The following is an 18539-nucleotide window of genomic DNA, read 5'->3' on the forward strand; positions in this document are numbered from 1 at the left end:
GTGAGCGCACCGCACGTCACGGTCTTCACCGGCAGCAACCACAACCGTTTCCTGGACGAGTGCCTACAGTCCCTGCTGGCGCAGACGTACCCGGACTGGGAGTGGGTGGTCGTGCTCAACCAGGGCGCCCGCTGGCGTCCCGAGGTGAGCGATCCGCGGGTCCGCGTCCTGGTACGCGACAGCCTGGTCGGTGTCGGTGCGGTGAAGCGGCAGGCCTGCGCCGAGGCGTACGGCGAGATCCTCGTCGAGTTCGACCACGACGACCTGCTGGCCAGCGACTGCCTGGCGGAGGTCGTGGCGGCCTTCGAGGCGTACCCGGGAGTGGGTTTCGTCTACAGTGACACCGCACAGATCGGTGAGGACAGCGGCCGGGACGAGTCCCGGTTCGCGGCCGCCCACGGCTGGCGCTACCGGGACGAGCAGGTCGACGGGCGCGACGTGTTGGCGTCCCACGCGCTGGCGCCGACTCCGCACAACGTCAGCTACATCTGGTACGCGCCGAACCACGTCCGGGCGTTCCGTCGGGACGTGTACGAGAAGGTCGGCGGGTACGACGGTTCGCTCGACGTGGCCGACGACCTCGACCTGATGTGCCGGCTGTACCAGGCGGGCGGGTTCCATCACATTCCGAAGTGCCTTTACCTGCAACGGATGCACCCGCGCAACACCCAGCGGGATCCCGAGCTGAACGCCCGCATCCAGCAGCGGTCGATCGAGATCTACGATCGCAACGTCCAGCTCAACGCGTTGGCCTGGGCCAAGCGGCAGGAGTTGCTGGCGGTGGACCTGGGCGCGGCCCACCACAAGCCGGAGGGTTTCCTCGGGCTGGACCGCCGCGAGGCCAGCGGTGTGGACCTGGTCTGTGACGTGACGAAGGGGATCGACCTGCCGGACGACAGCGTCGGCGTGATCCGGGCCGTCGACTTCCTGGAGCACGTACCGGACAAGATCGGGATATTCAACGAGCTGTACCGGGTGCTCGCCCCGAACGGGATGCTGCTCTCGCTGACGCCCAGCACCGACGGTCGGGGTGCCTACCAGGACCCGACGCACGTCGCGTTCTACAACGAGAACTCGTTCTGGTACTTCACCGACAGGCAGTACGCGCGCTTCGTACCGGAGATCCGGTGCCGGTTCCAGGTGTCCCGGCTGGCCACGTACTTCCCCAGCGAGTTCCACCGGACGCACCACATCCCGTACGTGGTGGCCAACCTGATCGCGGTGAAGGACGGGACCCGCAACGGCGGGCTGCTGAAGATGTGACCCGACCGCCGGTCCGGCGGACGGTGGTGTCCGGCACCGGGACACCACCGTCCGTCGCCGGGCGGTCAGCCGAGGCGCTTGGCGGAGCGGATCGCGGTGGCCAGGTTCTCCAGCAGCGGGGCCGCGCCCGCGTACGAGAAGCGGGGCACCGCGTCCCACGGGGTGACCTGGTTGGCCTTGACGGCCGGGAGCTGCGCCCAGGTGGGCTTGGCCGCGAGGTCCTTGGGCTGCAACGCGGTGGAGCGGTTGTCGAGCAGGATCAGGTCGGCCGGGAACTTGTTGGCGTTCTCCCAGCTCAGCGCCTCGAAGTAGTCACCCGCCTCCAGCTTGGTCGGCACCACGATGTCCACGCCCAGCTCGGCGAAGTACATCAGGTCGGTGCTGACCTTCGGGTTGGAGACGTAGAACAGGTCGGGGCTGCCCGAGGAGGCCATCACCCGGATGCCCGGGTTGGCCTTGACCGCCGCCCGCACCTGCTCGGCGGCGGCCTCGAAGCGGGTCTTGGCGTCGGTGACCTTCGCGGCGGACAGGTCCGCGCCGAGCGAGCGGGCCAGTTCGGCGTAGCGTTCGATCGGGCGGGTCATCGGGGTCCGCGCGGTGGTGATCGCCACGCTCGGCGCGAGCTTGAGGATCTTGTCGCGGCTCTCGTCCGGGACGTACCAGAGGGCGTCCGGGTCGTACATGTGGGTGACCAGCAGTTCGGGGCGCAGCGCGGCGTACTTCTCCACGTTGAACTCGCCCCAGACGTTGCCCAGCACGGTGACCTTGTCGACGTCGAGGTCGCCGGCCTGCGGCTCGCGGGACCCGTCGGTGCGGGTGGTCTCGCCGAACACCCCGACGAGCGCGGAGTCGAGTCCGAAGTCGACGAGCGCGGCGGCCACCCCGGTGAAGGCGACCACCCGGGTCGGCGCGCTGGCCGCCTCGACCTTGCGCTGGCGGTCGTCGGTGAAACTCCACGGACCGGCCGGGCCGTTCCCGGCGGGCTCGGCCGGGTCGTCGCCTCCGCCGCAGGCGGCGAGGAGCGCGGTCAGGGCGGCGCCGCCACCGGCGGCGAGCAGTCCCCGGCGGGAGAGGCGGGGGGAGGACGAGGAAGGCAACATACGACGTCTTTCGGTCAGGCCCGGACCGTGACGATCCGCGACAGCAGGGTTAGGCTAACCTAACCTAAGTCACTGTCAAACCGGCGTGCGCCGCTCTTTCGCCCCCCTGGAGCCGACACTGTCCGCCACCCTATCCTCACCCACCGCTGCACCGGGCGTGGCGTCGACCCGTCGGCGCGTCGGCGTCCGGGCCGCCGGGCTCGGCGCGGGCCTGTTGCTGCTCGTCGCCGTGACGGTGCTCAGCATCGCCGTCGGCGCGAAGCAACTCACCCTCGTCGAGGTGTGGCACGGCCTGGTCTCCCCCGGCTCCCCCGAACACGCGGTGGTGCAGCAGATGCGGCTGCCCCGGACCCTGCTCGGGCTGCTCGCCGGCGCGGCCCTCGGCGTGGCCGGCGCACTCATGCAGGCGCTCACCCGCAACCCGCTCGCCGATCCGGGCCTGCTCGGCATCAACGCCGGCGCGTCCGCCGCCGTGGCCACCGCCACCGCCCTGCTCGGCGTCGCCACGGTCCGGGGCTGGATCTGGTTCGCCCTGCTCGGAGCAGTGGTCGTCACGGTGGCGGTGCACGCCGTCGGCGGCGGCCGACAGGCCACCCCGGAACGGCTCGCGTTGGCCGGGGCCGCCCTCAACGCGGTGCTCTACTCGTTCGTCAGCGCGGTGATGCTGCTCGACGCCGCCTCGCTGGACCGGCTGCGGTTCTGGACGGTCGGTTCGCTGGCCACCGCCGACTTCACCACCGTCGCCACGGTGGCCCCGTTCATCCTGGCCGGTTTGCTGGTCGGGCTGGCCGGGGCCCGCCCGCTCAACGCCCTGGCCCTGGGCGACGACGCGGCCCGCGCGCTGGGCGCCAGCCCCGCCCTGATCCGGGCCGGTACGGTCACCGCGGTCACCCTGCTCTGCGGCGCGGCCACCGCCGCCTGCGGCCCGATCGTCTTCGTCGGCCTACTCGTCCCCCACCTGGTGCGCGCGTTGACCGGCCCGGACCTGCGCTGGTTGCTGCCGTACGCGGCGGTGCTCGCCCCGGTGCTGCTGCTCGGTGCCGACGTGCTCGGCCGGGTCCTCGGCCGGCCCGGGGAACTCCAGGTCGGCCTGGTCACCGCCGTGCTCGGCGGTCCGCTGTTCCTGCGTCTGGTGGCCCGTCGGTGAACCGCACCCGACCCGCCGACCCGCCGGCCCGGCCGCTGGCACGGGCGGTCCGCATCGGCACCCGCTCGGTACGCTGGCGCGGCCGCAGCGTGACCGTCGGGCTGGTCGCCGCCGCCCTGGCCGTCGTCCTCGGGGTGCTCGCGATCGGTGGCGGCGACTATCCGATGAGCACCGCCGACGTGCTGCGCACACTGACCGGCGGCGGCAGCGTCGCCGAGAACTTCATCGTCGGCGAACTGCGGCTGCCCCGGCTGGTGACCGCGCTCGGCGTCGGCGCCGCCCTGGCGCTGTCCGGCGCGATCCTCCAGTCACTGGTCCGCAACCCGTTGGGCAGCCCCGACGTGCTCGGCGTCACCCAGGGCGCGTCGACCGGCGCGCTGATCGTGGTGGTGACCGGCGGCGGCACCCTGCTGCTGTCCGGCGCGGCGCTGCTCGGCGGCCTCGCCACCGGCCTGCTGCTGTGGACGGTGGCCGGTCGGCACGGCGTGCACGGCTACCGGCTGGTGCTGGTCGGCATCGGCACCACGGCGATCCTCACCGGTGTCAACGGCTGGCTGCTCACCCGGGCCCCGCTCATGGACGCGGCGCGGGCCGTACTCTGGCTCACCGGCAGCCTCGACGGGCGGGACTGGGCACAGGCCGTTCCGTTGCTCGGCCTGCTGGGGCTGCTGACACCGGTGGTGGCCGGCACCGCCCGCGCACTGAACCTGATCGAACTGGGTGACGACACCGCCACCGCGCTCGGCGTGCCGGTGTCGCTGGTACGGCAACTGCTGCTCGGCGCGGCGGTGCTGCTCGCCGCCGGGGCGGCGGCCGCCGCCGGGCCGGTGTCCTTCGTGGCCCTGGTCGCGCCGCACCTGGCCCGCCGGCTCACCCGGGCACCCGGGCCGAACCTGGCCGCCGCAGCCGCCACCGGGGCGGTGCTGCTGCTCGCCGCCGACCTGGCCGCCCAGCGGACCATCGAGGGCCACCAACTTCCCGTCGGGGTGGTCACCGGCTTGATCGGCGGGGCCTACCTGGTGTGGCTGCTCGCCACGCGCCGACGCGCGGCACGGATCTGAGGAGGACGCGGTGACGAGTCGACTCGGCGGGGTCGGGATGACCCTGGCCTACGAGCGGCGGGTGGTGGCCCGGGACCTGACGGTGGCCGTGCCCGACCGGTCGTTCACGGTGGTGATCGGCCCCAACGCCTGCGGCAAGTCCACCCTGCTGCGGGCCCTGGCGCGGACGCTGCGGCCGACCGCCGGCACCGTGCTGCTCGACGGCCGGGACATCCACACGATGCGGTCCCGGGAGGTGGCCCGCACCCTCGGCCTGCTGCCGCAGTCGTCGGTCGCGCCGGAGGGCATCACCGTGGCCGACCTGGTCGCCCGGGGCCGCTACCCGCACCAGGGGCTGCTGCGGCAGTGGTCGACCGAGGACGAGCGGGTGGTGGCCGAGTCGATGGCCGCCACCGGCGTCACCGAGCTGGCCGCACGGCCCGTCGACGAACTCTCCGGCGGGCAGCGGCAGCGGGTCTGGATCGCGATGGCGCTGGCCCAGCAGACCTCCCTGCTGCTGCTCGACGAGCCCACGACCTACCTGGACGTCGCGCACCAGATCGAGGTGCTCGTCCTGTGCGCCCGGCTGCACGAGGAGCAGGGCCGCACCCTGGTCGCGGTGCTGCACGACCTGCACCACGCCGCCCGCTGGGCCACCCACCTGATCGCCATGCGCGACGGCCGGGTGGTGGCCCAGGGCGACCCGCGCGAGGTGGTCACCGCCGCCCTCGTCGAGGAGGTGTTCGGGCTGCCCTGCCGGATCGTCGAGGACCCGGAGACGGGCACCCCGCTGGTCGTGCCCCGGGCCCGGCGCGGACGTCAGTCCGGGCCGGTCAGCGCCGGGTAGTCGGCGGCGGTCAGCGGCCCGGCCGACAGCGAGCCGTCGGCGCGGGGCACCTCCAGCGGCCGGCCGCGCAGCAGGAACGACACCCCGGTGACGTCGGGACGGCTGTCCAGGGTGCAGACGATCTGCCCGTAGGCGAGCACCTCGTCGCTGCGTCCGGACTCCTCCCCCGGCGGTTCCACCTCCACCTGGGCCCGCCCGTCGACCAGCCGGGCGCCGAGCACGTGCACCGCACCGGGCAGGGCGGTGCCGAAACCGACCGCCCGTTCGGCCCGGGTGGGGCCGGCGAGCAGGCGGCGCAGGTGCCCGTCCACCCCGCCGGCCGCGTCGACCTGCCGGACCGTACGCACCAGTTGGCCGCCGCGGACCAGGCAGAACGCCTGCTCGACCTGGCCCGGGGCGCTGCTCGCGGCCGGGGCGGCGGGCGGGCCGAACGGCGGTTGCACCGCCCGGGGCTGCTGGTCGGTCGGCACCCCGCAGCCGGCCAGCAGCAGCACCGCCACCAGGCCGGGCACCAGCCGGCGGATCACGGTCGACTCCCCGGCAGCTCCACCCGGAACCGGGCGCCGCCGCCGGGCCGGTCGGACACGCCGGCCCGTCCACCGTGGGCGGCGGCGTGCTGGGCGACCAGCGCCAGGCCCAGGCCGGTCCCGTCGCCGCCGGCCCGGTCGTGCGCGGCCCGGCCCCGGACGAACCGGTCGAAGACCACCTCCCGGTCGGCCACCGGCACCCCCGGGCCGGCGTCGTCGACCTCGACCACCCCCGTGCCGTCGGAGAGCCACAGCCGCACCGCGACCGGGCCGCCGCCGTAGCGGACCGCGTTGTCCAGCAGGTTGACCAGCAACTGCTCCAGCCGACGGGGGTCGACCGACCAGCGTCCCGGCGCGGGCGGGCCGGCCTCCACCAGGGAACCGGGCAGGCCCCGCCCCCGGCACACGTCCCGCGCCAGCGCCACCACGTCGACCTCCTCCCGCTGCGCCGGCCGGTCGCTGCGGGCCAGCTCGATCAGGTCGTTGACCAACTGCTGGAACCGGGTGATCTCCTCGCTGACCAGGCCGGCGGCGGTGGCCGTCCGGTCGTCCAACCGGTCCCGCCGGCGGGAGAGCACACTCGCCGCCGCCGACAGCGTCTGCAACGGCGAGCGCAACTCGTGGGCGACGTCGGCGGCGAACCGGCGGTCCCGCTCGATGCGGACCGCCACCTGGTCGGCCATCCGGTTGAACGAGGTGGAGAGCCGGGCCAGGTCCGGGTCGGTGCCGGGGGCGAGCCGGGCCGTCACGTCCCCCGCCGCGATCTTCTCGGCGGCGTCGGCCACCGCCGTCAACGGCCGCAGCCCGTGCCGGGTGGCGTACCAGCCGAGCGCCGCGCCGGAGCCGGCCACGGTGACCGCCACCACGGTCAACGCCAACGCCAGCACCTGGAAGGTCTGCTCCAGCTCCCGCAGCGAGGTGATCTCGTAGTAGCCGGTCGAGTCGGCCAGCGGCACCCCGACCAGCAGCGCCGGCTGCCCGTCGACCCGGACCCGCTGCACCGCCGGTTCACCGTCGGCGACCATCGCCATCAGCCCGGCCGGCACCGCACCCGAGGGCCCCTCGTCGGCGGTGCGGGCGTACCAGCGGCCGTCGCGGTGCACCAGGGCCCGGCGGCTGCCCCCGGTGTCCAGGGTGCGCAGCACCTCGTAGACGTCCGGGGTGTCGGTGTCCAGGCCGGCCCGGACCACCGCCGCGTCGAAGTACGCCGCCCGCAGCGCCGTGCGCTCCCGCTCGTCGAGCAGCGACCGGCGCACCAGCTCGTACGAGATCAGCGCCATCAGCGCCGACAGCAGCAGCGCCCCGACCGCGAACGCGGCGGTGACCCGGGCCCGCAGACCGAGCCGCCTCATCGTTGCAGCTTGTAGCCGAGGCCCCGCAGGGTGACCAGGTGCCGGGGGTTCGCCGGATCGGCCTCGATCTTCTGCCGCAGCCGGCCCACGTGTACGTCGACCAGCCGCTCGTCGCCCGTCTCGTAGCCCCACACCCGGCTGAGCAACTGCTGGCGGGACAGCACCCGGCCGGCGTGCTCGGCCAGCTCGCAGAGCAGCCGGAACTCGGTGCGGGTCACCGGCACCGGCCGCCCCGACCGGCGCACCTCACCGGCCTCCGGGCTGATCTCCAACGCGCCGAAGACCAGCACCGGCACCGTCGCCGACGGTGCGACGGCGGTCCGGCCCCGGCGGCGCAACGCCCGCAACCGGGCCGAGAGTTCCTTGATGGCGACCGGCTTGACCAGGTAGTCGTCCGCGCCCGCCTCCAACGCGGCGACGATGTCGTGGGTGTCGTCGCGGGCGCTGACCACCACGATCGGCACGTCGTCGTCGCGGCGCAACTGCCTGATGCACTCGAAGCCGTCCAGGCCGGGCAGCATCAGGTCGACCAGGACGTAGTCGGCGGTCTCCTGCCGCTGCGCCCGCAGCCCCTCCTCCGCCGTGGCCGCCCCGCGCGCCAGGTAGCCCTCGTCCTCCAGGGCCAGCAGCAGCGCCAGACGGATCCGGTCGTCGTCCTCGATCACCAGTACGCCCGCCATCGGGAAATGGTGCCCGGTAGGCGCCGACGATGACGAACCGGGCACGGCGAACGCGGGATTTGTCACGCAACTGACATACGTCCGCGCAACGGTCGCCAACCTCACCCCGGAGGCTGGGGCCGGACAGTGAGCGTGGAAGGAGGCCGAGTCGTGGGAGCGTCCCGCCCGGAGTGCACCGTACCGCTGGTGGAGGTGTGCGTCACCGACGACCTGGACCTGGCCGCGCTGGCCCGGTCCCGGCAGGTCTTCGACCGGCTCGTCGCGCTGCGCCCGGCCCACGTGGTGGTGGACCTGTCCGAGTGCCGGCATCTCGACGCCGCCGCGATCGGGCTGCTGCTCGACGTGCACCGTGAACTGGCCCGCCACGGTGGCGTGCTGACCCTGCGGGACCCGAGCGCCCGGGCGTTGCGCGTGCTGAGCGCCGCCCGGGTGTCCCGGGTGCTGCCGATGGTCACCACCCCACGGGCCCTGCGGGTGGACGGCGGGCAGGTCCCGTCCGCCGGCCACCGGCAGCCCGCCCGGGAACTGGTCCGGGAGCACAGCCGGTGAGCGTGCCCGGGATCGTCGCCGCCGTCGTCGTCGGGCTCGTCATCGGCGCGCTGGGACGGCTCGTCGTCGCAGGCCGTACGCAGGTCCCGCTCTGGCTCACCCTCGCCGTCGGCCTGGTCGCCGCACTGCTCGGCACCATCGTCAGCCGGCTGGTGGGCATCGACAGCGACGGTTTCACGCTACGGCAGCTGATCGTGCAGGTCGGCCTGGCCGGGGTCGCCGTGGCGCTGGTCGTCGGCACCGCCGGCGGCCGGACCGAGCCCTGACCCACCGGAACCGGTCGTGGTCCGGCGCGCGGGGTCTCCGGTCGACCACCGCGCGCCGGGCCACGACCACCGGACCGCCACGGCCGTCCTCGAGGAGGAGATCCGATGACCGTCGTACCGGACGAACCGCTGATGACGCTGATCTGTGACAGCTGCGGCGCGGTGGCGAGCGGCCCGGCCTGCGTCCTGCCCGACGCCGAGGTGGTCTGGACGTTCGTCGCCGAGCAGGGCTGGACCGGGTCGCCGTTCGCCACCGGGCCGCACCGCTGCCCCCGCTGCGAACTGGCCCCCGAACCGGGTCCGGCACCCACGCGTGCCCCGCGCCGCGCCGACCCGCTCGGCGTGCTGGGCGTCGAGCACCTCGACGAGGTCGCGGTCGTCACCGCCGCCGGTGACCTGGACCTCGCCACCGGCGACGTCCTGCACGGCGCGCTGACGGAGGCCGTCGGGGCCGACCGGCACGTGGTGGTGGACCTGGCCCGGGTGCACCTGATCGACTCCACCGCGCTCGGGGAGCTGGTCCGGGCCCGGCAGGACGCCCGGCAGCGTGACAGGCAACTCAGCCTCGCCGGGCCGTCCCGGTTCGTCCGCACCGTGCTGCACACCATGCGGCTGGACCGGGTGTTCCCGGTCTTCGACACCCGCCGGGCGGCGGTGGACTGGTCCCGGTCCCCCGCGACCGGACGGTCCCGGGAGAGGAGCACGGCATGGTGATGCCGTGGCCGTTGCCCGACGACAGCTGGTTCCGTCCCGAGCCCGACCCGCCCGGCCCGCCCGGGGAGGACGTCCGGCTGGCCGCCGAGGTGGCGTACCGGATCGTCGGCGGGGTCGGCCTGCGGGCCCGGCGGATCACCGTCACCGTGCAGAACCGGGTGGCGATCCTCGGCGGGATCGCCCCCGACGTCGACGCCCGGCAGCTCGCCGGTCAGGTCGCCTGGCAGGTGCCCGGCGTGGTCGACGTGTGCAACGCGGTGCGGTTGGCCGCCAAACGCTGACCGTCAGGCGTCACCGGAGGGTCGGCGCGGGACCTCAGCGCGGCGCGGCGACGTGGGCGGGTGGCTGCGGCCCGAACGCGGCGAGGAAGCGGTCGCGGAACGTGTCCATCGGCCACACCGGGGCGTCCGGTCCGGGACGCAGCCCCTCGTGCCAGCCCCAGCCGGACACCCGGGCCAGCACCGCCGGATCCCGGGCGAGCACCGTGATCGGCACGTCCCGGCTCGCGTTCGGGCCGGTGACCAGCGGGGACGGCTGGTGGTCACCGAGGAAGACCAGCACGGTGTCGTCGTCGCCGTACGTCTCGACGTAGGAGATCAGGCTGTTCAGCGAGTACTCGATGGCCCGCCGGTAGCCGGTGCGCACCTCGGTGGTGCTGCGCCCCACCACGTCCTTCGGGTTGAACGCCACCGAAGTCGGCCGACGGTAGATCGAGCCGTCGCCGACGTGCTCCCAGTCGAGCATCCGGGGGATCGCCCCCCACGGGGAGTGGCTGGAGATCAGCGGGATCTGCGCCATGATCGGGGCGTGGCCGGGGGTCCGCTCCCGGCGCTGGAAGGTCGCCAGGGTGTACTGGTCGGGCATCGGGGCGTAGCTGAACTGCGGGCCCCGGTAGTCCAGCCCCGCCGCGTCGTGGTAGCGGTCGTAGCCGAAGAACGCCCCCTCCGGCCAGGGTGAGGTGGCCGCCGGCATCACCCCGACGGTCTGCCAGCCGGCCCGCCGGAACGCCTTGTTGAGGGTCAGCCGGTCGCTGGCCAGCAGGCTGTCGTGCCGCTGCTGGTTGTCGATCCACAGCCCGGACAGCAGCGTGTCGTGGGCCAGCCAGCTCCCCCCGCCGAAGGTGGGCGAGGTGAGGAAGCCACTACGGGCGGTGAACCCGGCTTTGGCCAGCCGCTTCGTGCCCCCGTCGAGCACCGCGCCGACCCCACCGGCGAACTCCGGGTCCTCGACGGCGTCCCGGCCGTAGCTCTCCACGAAGGCCAGCACCACGTCCTTGCCGCGCAGCGCGGTGAGCAGCTGGTCGCCCGGGGTGTCCCGGTAGGCGTCCCGGGCCACCTGGTCGGCGAACTCCCGGCGGTCCCGCAGGCCCGCGCCGGCCTGGCCGACGTGCTGCCCGACCAGGGTCGCCGTGCCGGAGTCGGCGACCGGCACCCCGAGCGTCGCGGCGGCCACCCAGGCGGCGGTCAGGCCGGCGACCACCCGTACGGCGGCCCGACGGTGCCCGGTCGTCAGCCGGGTCAGCCGCAGCACCGACCGGGTGGTGAGCACCAGCAGGGCGAGCACCAGGGCGATCAGGGCGACGGCGGCGGCGACCGCGCCGCCGGAGCCCACCGAGTCGGTGACGAAGGCGTAGCCGTCGTCCAGCAGCACCCAGTCGAGGACCAGGTCGAACGGGCGGGCGAAGCTGGCCGACATGCCCAGGTCGAGCACCTTGACGACGGCCACCAGCCCCAGCGCCACCCCGACCGTCACCGCGACCGGTCGCCGGGCCCGGTCGGGCAGCGCCAGCAGCAGGGCGGCGGCGACCAGCGCCTCGACCGGCACCCGCAGGAACGCCATCGGGGTGAGCTGGTCGAACCGGCCCGGCGCGGTCAGCACCGCCACGACCAGCAGCCCGGCCAGCACGGTGGTCACCCGCCTGGCGACCGTACGCCAGCGTCCCCGGTCCGTCCCGTCCGTCGGCGACGGATCGGCGTCGGCGTCCGGCCCGGCCGCCCCGGAAGGCCCGCCGGGCCCGGAAGGCCCGCCGGGCCCGGAAGGCCCGCCGGGCCCGGAAGGCGCGGCGGCACCGCAGGGCCCGTCGGCTCCGGCGGGCTCGGCTGGCCCGACCTCCTCCGCTGCCGTGCTCGGGCGACGCAGGCGTGACAACAACGACACTCCGGATGGTCCTTCCTGGGGAGGGCCCCGGCGCACGGCCGGGTCGGTGGGCCGGTTCAGACCGGCTGGTGGGCGACGAACTGCCGGTCGGTGACCGGGTCGGCCCGGTGCCGCACCGACGGTACGGACGGCAGCGCCACGACCGACGGCACCAGCGCGACCGGGACCGACGTGACGGCCGTCGGGGCGACCACCCGGGTGGGCCGGGTCGACCGGTGCCACCACAGCCAGCCGACGTCGTGGCCGAACGACTCGACCAGCAGCGCCAACGCCACCGCGGCCAGCACGGCGGTCACCGGCCGGGCCAGCACGTCGGCGGCGACGACGAGCAGCAGCACCCCCTGCGTGGCGGCGACCACCTTGCGCCAGAAGCGCGGCGGCAGGGTCCCCCGCATCCAGGGCAGCAGCCAGCCGGCGGCGACGAAGGCGTACCGCAGGCCACCGATGGCGAGCACCCACGGTCCCACCACCGGCGTCACCTGGACGCTGAGCACCAGGATAAGGAACGCGTCGACCTCCATGTCGAAGCGTGCGCCGAGCGAACTGGCCGTGCCGGTGCGTCGGGCCACCCAGCCGTCCACCGCGTCCAGGGCCAGCGCCACCGCCGTCATCGGCACCAGCACCGAAAGCGGGGTCGGGCCGGAGAAACCGGTGACGACCAGGGCGGTCACCCCGCCGACCAGCACCCCCCGGGTGAGCGTCACCCGGTCGGCCGGCCCGAGCCGGTCGACGCCCCGGCGGCGCAGGCCGCGCTGCAACGCGACGCAGGTGACCACGCCGTACCCGAGGCCGGCCAGCCAGCCGGCGACGTCGAGCCCGACGGTCGCGGCCAGCCCGGCCAGCAGGACGGTCTGTGCGGTCAGGCCGAGCACCGGACCGGTTCGAACCCTGGACACCCTGCCTCCGTGTTTATGATCGACGACCTCGGCAGTGGGTACGCAGGACGCGGCCGTTTCGTTCGGTTCCGCCGGCAGAAGAGGAGAAAACCCGCGTGATCCACGATGCCCGGGCCTTCTGGCTCCGCTCCCCCGGCGTCGGTGAGCTGCGGCCGGTGACCCTGCCCACGCCCGGCCCCGACGAGGTGCTGGTCCGCAGCCGCTACTCCGGGGTGAGCCGCGGCACCGAGACGCTGGTGTTCACCGGCAGTGTGCCACCGAGCCAGTACACGGCGATGCGCGCCCCGTTCCAGGAGGGCGACTTCCCCGCCCCGGTCAAGTACGGCTACCTCAGCGTCGGGGTGGTCGAGGCCGGGCCGGCGGCGCTGCGCGGACGGACGGTGTTCTGTCTGCACCCGCACCAGAGCGCGTACGTGGTGCCGGCGTCGGCGGTGACCCCGGTGCCGGACGACGTGCCGGCGGCCCGCGCGGTGCTCGCCGGCACGGTGGAGACGGCGGTCAACGCGCTGTGGGACGCCGCGCCGCTGGTCGGCGACCGGGTCAGCGTGGTCGGCGGCGGGATGGTGGGGTGCAGCGTGGCGGCCCTGCTGGCCCGCTTCCCCGGGGTACGGGTGGAGCTGGTCGACGCCGATCCGGCGCGGGCGGCGGTCGCCGCGGCGCTGGGCGTCGACTTCGCCGTGCCCGAGGCGGCGACCGGGGGCCGGGACCTGGTGGTGCACGCCAGCGCCACGGCCGCCGGGTTGCAGCGCAGCCTGGACCTGCTCGCCCCGGAGGGCACCGTGGTCGAGTTGAGCTGGTACGGCGACCGGCCGGTGGAGCTGTCGCTGGGCGGGGCGTTCCACGCCGGCCGGTTGACGATCCGCAGCAGCCAGGTCGGCACGGTCTCCCCGGCGCGGGCGTCCCGGCGGAACTTCGCCGACCGGCTGACGCTCGCCCTGGAACTGCTCGCCGACCCGGTGTTCGACGCGCTGCTGACCGGGCGGTCCCGCTTCGCGGAGCTACCCGCCGTGCTCGCCCGGCTGGCCTCGGGGAACCTCCCCGCGCTGTGCCATCTGATCACCTACGACGAGGAGACGCCGTGTTCAGCGTGACCGTACGGGACCACATCATGATCGCCCACAGCTTCCGGGGGGAGGTGTTCGGGCCGGCGCAGAAGCTGCACGGGGCGACCTTCGTCGTCGACGCCACCTTCCGCCGCACCGAACTCGACGAGGACGGCATCGTGGTGGACATCGGCCGGGCGACCGACGAGCTGAAGGCGGTGCTGGCCGACCTGACGTACCGCAACCTCGACGACGAGCCGGCGTTCGCCGGGCAGAACACCACCACCGAGGTGCTGTGCCGGACCATCGCCGACCGGCTCGCCGACCGGGTGCACGCCGGTGGGCTGGGCGCGGGCGCCCGGGAACTGGCCGGGATCACGGTCACCCTGCACGAGTCGCACATCGCCTGGGCCAGCTACGAGCGGTCGTTGTAGCCCGTGCGGGCGGTGCACGTCGTCCTGCCCGGCGACATCGACGACCCGGCCACCCCCAGCGGCGGCAACGCGTACGACAGGCGGGTCTGCGCCGGGCTCGGGGCGGCCGGCTGGACGGTGCACGAGCACGGCGTACCCGGGGACTGGCCGCGCCCCGACGAGGCGGCGCGGACGCGGCTGGCCGGGCTGCTCGCGGCCCTGCCGGACGGGGTGCCGGTGCTCTACGACGGGCTGGTCGCCTCGACCGTGCCGGAGCTGCTGGCGGCGCAGGCCGGCCGGCTGCGCCAGGTGGTGCTGGTGCACATGCCGCTCGGCGACGACGCCGAGGCGCGTGCCCTGCCGCTGGCCGACGCGCTCGTCACCACCAGCGGCTGGACTCGGGAACTGCTGCTGGCCCGGCACCCGATCGACCCGGCCCGGGTGACGGTGGCCACCCCGGGGGTCGACCCGGCCGACGTCGCCCCCGGCACGGCCGCCGGCACCGCACTGCTGTGCGTCGCGGCGGTCACCCCGGTCAAGGGGTACGACGTGCTGGTCGACGCGTTGACCGGGCTGGTCGACAGGCCGTGGACGCTGGACTGCGTGGGCGCGCTGGACCGTGACCCAGCCTTCGTGGCCGGGCTGCGGGGGCGGGTCGAGCGGGACGGGCTGGCCGGGCGGGTGCGCTGGCACGGACCGGTGACCGGGCCGGCGCTGGACGCGGCGTACGCGGGAGCGGATCTGCTGGTCCTGCCGTCGCGGGCCGAGACCTACGGGATGGTGGTGGTCGAGGCCCTGGCCCGGGGGATCCCGGTGCTGGGCAGCACGGTCGGCGGGGTGCCCGAGGCGCTGGGCCGGGCCGGCGACGGTGCCGCGCCCGGGGTGCTGGTGCCGCCGGGCGACCCGGTGGCGCTGGCCGGTGCCCTGCGCCGCTGGCTGCACTCGGCCGACCTGCGGGACCGGCTGCGCCACGCGGCCCGGGGCCGGCGGGCCGACCTGCCCGGCTGGCCGGCCACCGTGACGATCGTCTCCCAGGTGCTGGACGGAGTGAGGACATGACCGCATACGCCACCGAACCGTTCGCCGACTGGCTGCGGCTGCGGGAACCCGCCGACGCCGACGCCCGCAGCGGGGAGCTGGTCGACCTGCTCCGCGCCCGGCTCACCGGCACCGCCCCGGCGGCCGGCCCCGGCGGCCCCGGCCTGCCGGCGGCCACCCCCGGTGGGCCCGGCCTGCTCGTGACCGGGTCCTCGTCGGTCACGTCGCTGCGCGGGGACCGGCCGTGGGTGGTGCACGACCTGGGCAGCGGCACCGGGTCGATGCTGCGCTGGCTGGCCCCGCTGCTGCCCGGCCCGCAGCGCTGGGTGCTGCACGACCGGGACCCGGGGCTGCTGGAGCGGGCCGGCGCGGCGGTGCCGGTGGCCGCCGACGGCAGCCCGGTGCGGGTGCTCACCCGCCAGGGCGACATCACCCGGCTGACCCCCGCCGACCTGGCCGACGCCGACCTGGTCACCGCGTCGGCGCTGCTGGACATGCTGACCGCCGACGAGATCGCCCGGATCGTGGCCGCCTGCGCGGGCGTCGGCTGCCCCAGCCTGTTCGTGCTCTCGGTGGTCGGTCGGGTCCGGTTCGACCCCGCCGACCCGCTGGACGCCGAGGTCGCCGCCGCCTTCGACGCCCACCAGCGGCGTACCGTCGACGGCCGGGTGCTGCTCGGCCCGGACGCCGCCGGGGTGACCGTCGCCGAGTTCGCCAGGCACGGCATGCCGGTGACCGTGCGGTCGACCCCGTGGCGGCTGGGGCCGCAGCAGGCGGAGCTGATCGTGGAGTGGTTCGACGGCTGGCTGGAGGCGGCCGTGGCCCAGCGTCCCGACCTGGCCGACCGGACGGCCGGGTACGCCCGGTGGCGGCGGGCCGAGGCGGCGGCCGGTCGGCTCACCGTCACCGTCGGCCACGACGACCTGCTCGCCGGGGTGGAATGAACCGGTTCGCCGGCCGGTACGTGAGAAGGGACAGGATCTCCGGAGGAGGAACCGCGTGTCATCCGACGCCACCGGCACGTCACCCGCCCACGCCCGTACCGCCTGGGCCTGGCTGAGCAACCTGGGCGGGGTGGCCCTGGTCGGCGTGCTGCTGTGGTGGCTGGGCACCGGTCCGGCCCTGGCCGGGCTGCGCCGGATCGACGCCCCGGCGGTGCTGGGCGCACTGGCCCTGGGCGCGCTGGCCACGGTCGGCTGCGCGTGGCGGTGGCGGCTGGTCGCCGAGGCGCTCGGCATCCGGCTGCCGCTGGGCACGGCGGTGGCCGACTGCTACCGGGCGGTGTTCCTCAACGCGACACTGCCCGGCGGGGTGCTCGGCGACGTGCACCGGGCGGTACGGCACGGCCGGGAGGCCGGTGACCTGGGCCGGGCCGTGCGCGCGGTGGTCTGGGAACGGACCGCCGGGCAGCTCGTCCAGGTGGTGCTGGCGGTGGCGCTGCTGCTGGCGCTGCCGTCGCCGGTGCGGCCGTACCTGCCGACGGTGACGGCGGTGGCGGCGGCGGTGGGCCTGGTGCTGGTGGTGCTGGTGCGGGCGCTGCCCCGGTCGGGCCCGTCGCGGCGGGCCCGCGCGCTGCGCGCCGCCGTCGCCGACGTGCGGGCCGGGCTGCTGGGCCGGCGGACCGGGCCGGGGGTGCTGCTGACCTCGACGGTGGTGGTCGGCTGCCACCTGGCGACGTTCGTGCTCGCGGCCCGGGTGGCCGGGGTCACCGCGCCGCTGGCGGTGCTGGTGCCGCTGACGCTGCTGGCATTGTTGGCGATGGGCCTGCCCGCAAACATGGCGGGTTTCGGCCCGCGCGAGGGCGTCGCCGCCTGGGCGTTCGGGGCCGCCGGCCTGGGCGCCGCCGAGGGGGTGGCGACCGCCCTGGTGTACGGAGCACTGGTGCTGGTGGCGGCCCTGCCGGGCGCCGCCGTGCTGGTGCTGCGGGGTCGCCCGTCCGCGCTGCGCGGACGACCGGGTGACCGTACGGTGGGAGGCCAGGGTGGTTCCTCACCGGTACCCGCTGCCGGGCTGGCCGGCAGCGCCTGACAGAGGAGACACATGTACGACGCACTGCCGGCCGCGACGGTCCGGACACAGGTCACGGTCCCGCTGCGGTTCCCCGACGGGTACGCCACCACGGCGCGGGTCTTCTCCTTCGACGGGCTGGTGGACGGGCGGGAGCACCTGGCGTTCGGGCTGGGCGACTGGGCGGGCGCGCTGCGCCGGCACGCGGCGGGCGGGGCGGCGCCGCTGGTCCGCCCGCACAGCGAGTGCCTCACCGGGGACGTCTTCGGCAGCCAGCGCTGCGACTGCGGCCCGCAGCTGCGCGAGGCGGTGCAGCGGATCTCCGACGCCGGGGGTTTCCTGCTCTACCTGCGCCAGGAGGGGCGCGGCATCGGCCTCTACCCGAAGCTGGACGCGTACGCCCTGCAGGACGCCGGGTTGGACACCTACGAGGCGAACGTGGCGCTCGGGCACGACGAGGACGAACGGGACTACCGGGCCGCCGCGCAGATGCTGGCGGTGCTCGGGGTGCCGGAGCTGGTGCTGCTGAGCAGCAACCCGGACAAGGCCGAGCAGTTGACCCGGCTCGGGGTGGCGGTCGCCGAGGTGGTGCCGACCGGGGTGTTCCTCTCCCCCGCCAACGCCGACTACCTGGCGGCGAAGGCCAGCCGGGCCGCCGCCCGGGCCGTCGACCTGCCGTCGTTGAACTGAGATGGGTGTCGTACCGGCCGGGACGGCGGCCACCGCCGTACCGGCGACAACGACCACCGCCGTACCGGCGACAACGACCACCGCCGTACCGGCGTCGACCGGGCGGCCGTACGTGCTGCTGAGCTGCGCCACGTCGATCGACGGCTACATCGACGATGCCACCGGGGAGCGGCTGCTGCTGTCCAACGCCGAGGACATGGAGCGCATCGACGCCGTCCGGGCCGGTTGTGACGCGATCCTGGTCGGCGCGGGCACGATCCGGGCCGACGATCCCCGGCTGATGGTCCGCTCGGCGCGGCTGCGGGCCGCCCGGCAGGCCGCCGGGTTGCCGCCGTCGCCGGTGAAGGTGACGATGACCGCCCGGGGGTTGCTGGACCCGCAGGCCCGGTTCTTCACCGTGGGGGACGCCGAGAAGATCGTCTACTGCGCCGGGCCGGCGGTGGACAAGACCACCGAGCTGCTGTCCGGGCTGGCCACCGTGGTCGACGCGGGTGACCCGTTGGACCCGGCCCGGGTGCTGGCCGACCTGGCCGGCCGGGGGGTGCGGCGGTTGATGGTGGAGGGCGGCGCGTCGGTGCACGCCCAGTTCCTCACCGCCGGCCTCGCCGACGAGCTGCACCTCGTGGTCGCCCCGTTCTTCGTCGGCGACCGGCGGGCCCCCCGGTTCGTCGGTGACGGCGCGTTCCCGTGGCATCCGGGCCGGCGGGCCCGGCTCGCCGAGGTACGCCAGATCGGCGACGTGGTGCTGATGCGGTACGCCCTGTCGGAGCGCTGCGCCGACGGGGTGCCGGGATGAGCGACAATCGCCCG

General features: G+C 75.1%; 20 protein-coding genes and 1 pseudogene. 15 read left to right on the top strand and 6 right to left on the bottom strand.

Annotated features, from left to right (window positions below; translation table 11 throughout):
* Positions 1 to 1263, top strand: coding sequence for a glycosyltransferase (locus tag ACN268_RS07790; protein WP_421482460.1), 1263 nt, complete (start codon positions 1 to 3; stop codon positions 1261 to 1263).
* A 65-nt stretch (positions 1264 to 1328) separates the two neighbouring features.
* On the opposite strand, the gene ACN268_RS07795 is transcribed toward ACN268_RS07790, so the two are convergent.
* Positions 1329 to 2363, bottom strand: a complete 1035-nt coding sequence (locus ACN268_RS07795; protein ID WP_421482461.1) for an ABC transporter substrate-binding protein — start codon at positions 2361 to 2363, stop codon at positions 1329 to 1331.
* Between the two features lie 157 nt (positions 2364 to 2520).
* Here ACN268_RS07795 and ACN268_RS07800 point away from each other — a divergent pair, with 157 nt between their 5' ends.
* The 3 genes from ACN268_RS07800 to ACN268_RS07810 are packed head-to-tail and all read left to right on the top strand — an operon-like array spanning position 2521 to position 5397.
* Complete coding sequence (locus ACN268_RS07800) at positions 2521 to 3510, top strand: FecCD family ABC transporter permease (protein ID WP_421482462.1); 990 nt, start codon at positions 2521 to 2523, stop codon at positions 3508 to 3510.
* Positions 3511 to 3545: 35 nt separating this feature from the next.
* Entirely contained in the window at positions 3546 to 4571 is a 1026-nt protein-coding gene (locus ACN268_RS07805; RefSeq protein WP_421486840.1) for a FecCD family ABC transporter permease, read from the top strand.
* 37 nt (positions 4572 to 4608) lie between these two features.
* Positions 4609 to 5397, top strand: a complete 789-nt coding sequence (locus tag ACN268_RS07810) for an ABC transporter ATP-binding protein (RefSeq protein WP_421486841.1) — start codon at positions 4609 to 4611, stop codon at positions 5395 to 5397.
* On the opposite strand, the gene ACN268_RS07815 is transcribed toward ACN268_RS07810, so the two are convergent.
* From ACN268_RS07815 to ACN268_RS07825, 3 genes are read right to left on the bottom strand one after another with little or no spacing between them, the layout of a single operon-like run.
* Positions 5370 to 5924 carry a GerMN domain-containing protein gene (locus tag ACN268_RS07815; protein ID WP_421482463.1) on the bottom strand — a complete coding sequence of 185 codons (555 nt, stop codon included), beginning with the start codon at positions 5922 to 5924 and terminating at the stop codon, positions 5370 to 5372. The genes ACN268_RS07810 and ACN268_RS07815 overlap by 28 nt on opposite strands.
* Positions 5921 to 7276: a sensor histidine kinase gene (locus ACN268_RS07820; RefSeq protein WP_421482464.1), complete on the bottom strand. Its 1356-nt coding sequence runs from the start codon at positions 7274 to 7276 to the stop codon at positions 5921 to 5923. Before ACN268_RS07820 ends, ACN268_RS07815 begins: the two co-directional genes overlap by 4 nt.
* Positions 7273 to 7956 carry a response regulator transcription factor gene (locus tag ACN268_RS07825; protein WP_421482465.1) on the bottom strand — a complete coding sequence of 228 codons (684 nt, stop codon included), beginning with the start codon at positions 7954 to 7956 and terminating at the stop codon, positions 7273 to 7275. The genes ACN268_RS07820 and ACN268_RS07825 overlap by 4 nt, the downstream gene beginning before the upstream one ends.
* A 150-nt stretch (positions 7957 to 8106) precedes the next feature.
* On the opposite strand from ACN268_RS07825, the gene ACN268_RS07830 reads away from it, so the two are divergent.
* From ACN268_RS07830 to ACN268_RS07845, 4 genes are all read left to right on the top strand, one after another.
* Positions 8107 to 8505: an STAS domain-containing protein gene (locus tag ACN268_RS07830; protein WP_421482466.1), complete on the top strand. Its 399-nt coding sequence runs from the start codon at positions 8107 to 8109 to the stop codon at positions 8503 to 8505.
* Positions 8502 to 8771: a GlsB/YeaQ/YmgE family stress response membrane protein gene (locus ACN268_RS07835; RefSeq protein ID WP_204923022.1), complete on the top strand. Its 270-nt coding sequence runs from the start codon at positions 8502 to 8504 to the stop codon at positions 8769 to 8771. The genes ACN268_RS07830 and ACN268_RS07835 overlap by 4 nt, the downstream gene beginning before the upstream one ends.
* Positions 8772 to 8876: 105 nt before the next feature.
* Positions 8877 to 9485 (top strand): STAS domain-containing protein, encoded by a 609-nt coding sequence (locus tag ACN268_RS07840; protein WP_421482467.1) that lies wholly within the window; start codon positions 8877 to 8879, stop codon positions 9483 to 9485.
* A complete protein-coding gene (locus ACN268_RS07845; protein ID WP_204923024.1) occupies positions 9479 to 9766 on the top strand; it encodes a BON domain-containing protein in 288 nt (95 codons plus the stop codon). Before ACN268_RS07840 ends, ACN268_RS07845 begins: the two co-directional genes overlap by 7 nt.
* Positions 9767 to 9800: 34 nt before the next feature.
* Here the strand turns inward: ACN268_RS07845 and ACN268_RS07850 are convergent.
* Together ACN268_RS07850 and ACN268_RS07855 are read right to left on the bottom strand one after the other, a co-directional pair.
* A pseudogene (locus ACN268_RS07850) lies at positions 9801 to 11453 on the bottom strand (sulfatase-like hydrolase/transferase); the annotation flags it as partial.
* A gap of 245 nt (positions 11454 to 11698) precedes the next feature.
* Positions 11699 to 12538, bottom strand: coding sequence for a CDP-alcohol phosphatidyltransferase family protein (locus tag ACN268_RS07855; protein ID WP_421482469.1), 840 nt, complete (start codon positions 12536 to 12538; stop codon positions 11699 to 11701).
* 95 nt (positions 12539 to 12633) lie between these two features.
* On the opposite strand from ACN268_RS07855, the gene ACN268_RS07860 reads away from it, so the two are divergent.
* The 7 genes from ACN268_RS07860 to ACN268_RS07890 are packed head-to-tail and all read left to right on the top strand — an operon-like array spanning position 12634 to position 18525.
* On the top strand, positions 12634 to 13629 hold the full coding sequence (locus ACN268_RS07860; RefSeq protein ID WP_421482470.1) for a zinc-dependent alcohol dehydrogenase: 996 nt from the start codon (positions 12634 to 12636) through the stop codon (positions 13627 to 13629).
* On the top strand, positions 13617 to 14015 hold the full coding sequence (locus ACN268_RS07865; protein ID WP_421482471.1) for a 6-pyruvoyl trahydropterin synthase family protein: 399 nt from the start codon (positions 13617 to 13619) through the stop codon (positions 14013 to 14015). Before ACN268_RS07860 ends, ACN268_RS07865 begins: the two co-directional genes overlap by 13 nt.
* Before the next feature lie 3 nt (positions 14016 to 14018).
* A complete protein-coding gene (locus ACN268_RS07870; protein WP_421482472.1) occupies positions 14019 to 15053 on the top strand; it encodes a glycosyltransferase family 4 protein in 1035 nt (344 codons plus the stop codon).
* Positions 15050 to 15976 carry a class I SAM-dependent methyltransferase gene (locus ACN268_RS07875; RefSeq protein ID WP_421482473.1) on the top strand — a complete coding sequence of 309 codons (927 nt, stop codon included), beginning with the start codon at positions 15050 to 15052 and terminating at the stop codon, positions 15974 to 15976. Before ACN268_RS07870 ends, ACN268_RS07875 begins: the two co-directional genes overlap by 4 nt.
* A gap of 55 nt (positions 15977 to 16031) precedes the next feature.
* Positions 16032 to 17060, top strand: a complete 1029-nt coding sequence (locus tag ACN268_RS07880) for a lysylphosphatidylglycerol synthase domain-containing protein (RefSeq protein ID WP_421482474.1) — start codon at positions 16032 to 16034, stop codon at positions 17058 to 17060.
* A 12-nt stretch (positions 17061 to 17072) separates the two neighbouring features.
* A complete protein-coding gene (locus ACN268_RS07885) occupies positions 17073 to 17729 on the top strand; it encodes a GTP cyclohydrolase II (RefSeq protein WP_363653448.1) in 657 nt (218 codons plus the stop codon).
* A gap of 1 nt (position 17730) precedes the next feature.
* The gene (locus ACN268_RS07890) at positions 17731 to 18525 is read left to right on the top strand and encodes a RibD family protein (RefSeq protein WP_421482475.1); all 795 of its coding nucleotides are present in this window, start codon (positions 17731 to 17733) and stop codon (positions 18523 to 18525) included.
* Positions 18526 to 18539 lie beyond the last annotated feature (14 nt).

This window comes from Micromonospora sp. WMMD735 (assembly GCF_049178995.1).
In the GTDB taxonomy this organism is placed as follows: Bacteria; Actinomycetota; Actinomycetes; order Mycobacteriales; family Micromonosporaceae; genus Micromonospora; species Micromonospora wenchangensis.